The sequence below is a fragment of the Sinomonas cellulolyticus genome (assembly GCF_014656475.1).
GTDB lineage: Bacteria > Actinomycetota > Actinomycetes > Actinomycetales > Micrococcaceae > Sinomonas > Sinomonas cellulolyticus.
This window is the reverse complement of sequence record NZ_BNCM01000032.1, coordinates 1-2,878: the sequence shown is the minus strand read 5'-3', so window position 1 is coordinate 2,878 and position 2,878 is coordinate 1. Positions and strand designations below refer to the sequence as shown.

The following is a 2,878-nucleotide window of genomic DNA, read 5'->3' as shown; positions in this document are numbered from 1 at the left end:
GGCTATAAGGTACGCAGCAAACCAGGGAATAGCTACGGCTTCCAATACGGGACTGCGCCAAGTTTCAGGCCCGACCTCGACCCGGCATCCGTCAGGGCGGAGCCGGTCTAGGGACACACGTACGGCACCGATCCCTGATCGGACCACCGGATCGCCGCGGCGACGAAGCTGGCCCGGCTCGAGGCTGGCTCAGAACGTGGCGATAGGTGCTGCCTCGTGGCTTACGGGAACCGTATGGGTGACCCAGACAGAGCCGGCCAGAACGTGGAGCAGGAAGGCAGCGGGTTCGGAGACGTAGTTGGGGACTGTGCCCTCGAGAGCAAGGCGGCTCTGGAGATGGGTGCTGGGCGCAATCGCCAAGGTGGTTCCGGCAAAGGCAGCAGCGACCGGCCGGTGGACATGCCCGGCCAGGACACGCGCGACATTGCTGTGGCGGCCGAGGACACCGGCCAGGTCGTGGCCGTCGAAGAGTCTCATCCCATCCAGGAAGGGGATCCCGACGTCGATAGGGGGATGGTGCAGGCAGACGATGGCCGGGGTCTGCGGCCTGCGGGCGAGGACCGTGTCCAGCCAGGCAAGCTGTTGGGCGCCCAGTTGGCCTGCCGGGGATCCCTGCATCTTCGAGTCCAAGGCGATGACCGTGAATGAGGGGTAGTCCACGCTGTAGTAGGCCCGTTCTGAGCCGCCCATGAACGGTGAGGCTCCGAACTCCGCCAGGAGCCCCTTTCGATCGTCGTGGTTTCCGGCCAGCAGGTGCAAGGGCAGCGGGAAGCGTTCGATCAGCTCCCGCAGTGCCCGGTACTCCTCCGGACGTCCCTGATCGACGAGGTCACCGGTGATCACCACACAGTCCGGCTGTGGGTCCAGGGTGAGAACACGTCCCAATGCCTGGTGCAGGCTGGTGGCCGGGGCAGGAGCGAGCGAGCCGTCCCTGATGTGAGGGTCGCTCAAGTGCGCGATCGATGCAGTCACCCATGAACACTCCAACGACGCCCAAGGTGACGGCAACCGTTCATGCTCAAGGCGAACCGCGCGGGGGAGCAAACCAGGGAATAGCTACGGCTTCCAATACGGGACTGCGCCAGGATTCCGTCCCGACCTCGACCCGGCCTCGGTCAGGGCCGAGCAGGGCTAGAAGCCAACCCGGGCCTAGGATTGGCCAGTGCAGATCACCGGAATCATTCGCCCCTCGGAAACCCGCGAGATCACCGTGGAGGCGGAGGACTACCAGGACGGCCGGCCCAAGCTCGAGGAACAGATCCCCGACGGCTGGCAGCTGATCCAGATCAAGACCTCCTGACCGGCCTGTTTCCGGGCGCAGCCCTTTCCGGTTCCCAACACCTGATGCGATGATCCCCGCGTGAGCGCCCTGAACCAGCGCGGCGACGCTGAACCGGACCCCATCCTGGTGCCCGCCGCGTCCATCGACCCGGAGAAGGTGACGCGCCCGCCGGCGCCAATGCCGGTGTGGGTGCGGCTGACGTTCGACGACGGCCGGCCCGAGCGCACCCAGAAGGGCTTCGCCCTCGCGTGGACGGACCGGCACGTCCAGGTCCAAGTCCTGTGGGAAATCTCCTATTACCGCGGAGCCCGTGACTTCTGGGTCAGCCCGGACCAGGTCACCCGGCGGACCATCGAGCCGCAGTGGCTCGGCCGCTCGCCTGAGCAGTAGGGCCTCGCGCGAAGCTGTGGTTTTTGTTGACCCTCAGAGCTCGGGATTCGTGCTTCTCAGGTCATCGATCCACGGCTCGGCGCGCTCGAGGACGCTGTTCCAGCGGTTCCGATGCTCAAGTTCTACTGCGAAGTAGTCGATGATCTGGTTCATAACCAACCGGCACGTCGCGAAGAGCATGCCGGCATACGGGAGCATCACGTCACGCCTGCGGACGAAACCGATCCCCGCTTCGACGTCCTTCCCTATGAACATCGAGACCCCCGCGGTTTCGCCGTGAGCGACACCGGAGAGCTGGGAGTAGAAAGCACGCCCCGGCGCGCCGGGAGCGCTGTCAGACAACACCGTTGATGCCAAGCCGGTGTTGCCGACCCGCTCGGCCTTCAAGCCCTTATCAATGAGCACCTTCTTCAAGCCATCGACGTAGTCAGCGCCATCGATGCGGCCCCCATTGAACAGAGTGATCTCGCTGTGTTTCGTGGAGACATCGAGTTCGGTGATGCCGAGGCTGAGATGGCGGCGCAGGAGCTCCAAGGCTGAATCGGCCTGCAGTAAGTAATGAGCTTTTCCGAACGCTTCGACGGCGCCGCGAGTGAGGGTCGCAAGGGAGAAGACGGGTTCGTGTTTCGGCAGGAGAGCTGAGAAGGAGCGCATGTGGTCGATGCCGGCGAAGCTATAGAACGCGATCGCCAGATGGGCAGAATATAGGTGGGAGCCGCCCCCGGTTGACGTCGGGACATTGTCCGGGTCGGCGAGGAATGCCTCAGCCTTAGAGCCGGATCGGACAGGGCGCCCTACCGCGAGATGGGTGATCTCTCTTGCCAGAGGCGCGATTCCGATCACGATCTGTCGCATCAGCTTCAGGTCCTTGGCGTTCAGACACTCCTCGGGAGCAACGCCACCGCTTCCGCTGGCTAGGTCAGCGGATGGGTCTGTGGACTCTAACTCTGCCATCACCATTTCCCTCCTTCTCGACGAGTTGCAGCCTACGGGCCCAAGCGTCCTATGGACGGCCGCTCACCGGACGCCCTTGGGTGATGACCCTCGGCTCTCTCAGTCCATGACGGCACTGACGCTGGGAGTCGCATAGACCCCGCCCCCGAAACTGCCCGGTGAAGGTGGGCTCGTTGCTACAGCCGGGACTGTACTTTCAACGGTGTAACTCTGATACAGGAGGTACCCGATGAGCGTTGATGTTGAACCGGC

At 64.0% G+C, this 2,878-nt stretch carries 4 protein-coding genes; 2 read left to right on the top strand and 2 right to left on the bottom strand.

Translation table 11 applies throughout. From position 1 onward, the window contains the following. Positions 1-189 precede the first annotated feature (189 nt). The gene (locus IE231_RS18055; RefSeq protein ID WP_189695383.1) at positions 190-972 is read right to left on the bottom strand and encodes a phosphodiesterase; all 783 of its coding nucleotides are present in this window, start codon (positions 970-972) and stop codon (positions 190-192) included. Between the two features lie 190 nt (positions 973-1,162). Here IE231_RS18055 and IE231_RS18050 point away from each other — a divergent pair, with 190 nt between their 5' ends. Beyond that, a complete protein-coding gene (locus IE231_RS18050) occupies positions 1,163-1,300 on the top strand; it encodes a hypothetical protein (protein ID WP_189695382.1) in 138 nt (45 codons plus the stop codon). Positions 1,301-1,360: 60 nt separating this feature from the next. After that, positions 1,361-1,672, top strand: coding sequence for a hypothetical protein (locus tag IE231_RS18045; protein WP_189695381.1), 312 nt, complete (start codon positions 1,361-1,363; stop codon positions 1,670-1,672). Between the two features lie 33 nt (positions 1,673-1,705). Here IE231_RS18045 and IE231_RS18040 read toward each other — a convergent pair whose 3' ends face one another. After that, complete coding sequence (locus tag IE231_RS18040) at positions 1,706-2,626, bottom strand: hypothetical protein (RefSeq protein ID WP_189695380.1); 921 nt, start codon at positions 2,624-2,626, stop codon at positions 1,706-1,708. Positions 2,627-2,878 lie beyond the last annotated feature (252 nt).

What these genes read in the sequence shown, in the direction of transcription:
- IE231_RS18040 (WP_189695380.1), bottom strand. Translation starts at nt 2,626, where the DNA reads ATGGCAGAGTTAGAGTCCACAGACCCATCCGCTGACCTAGCCAGCGGA.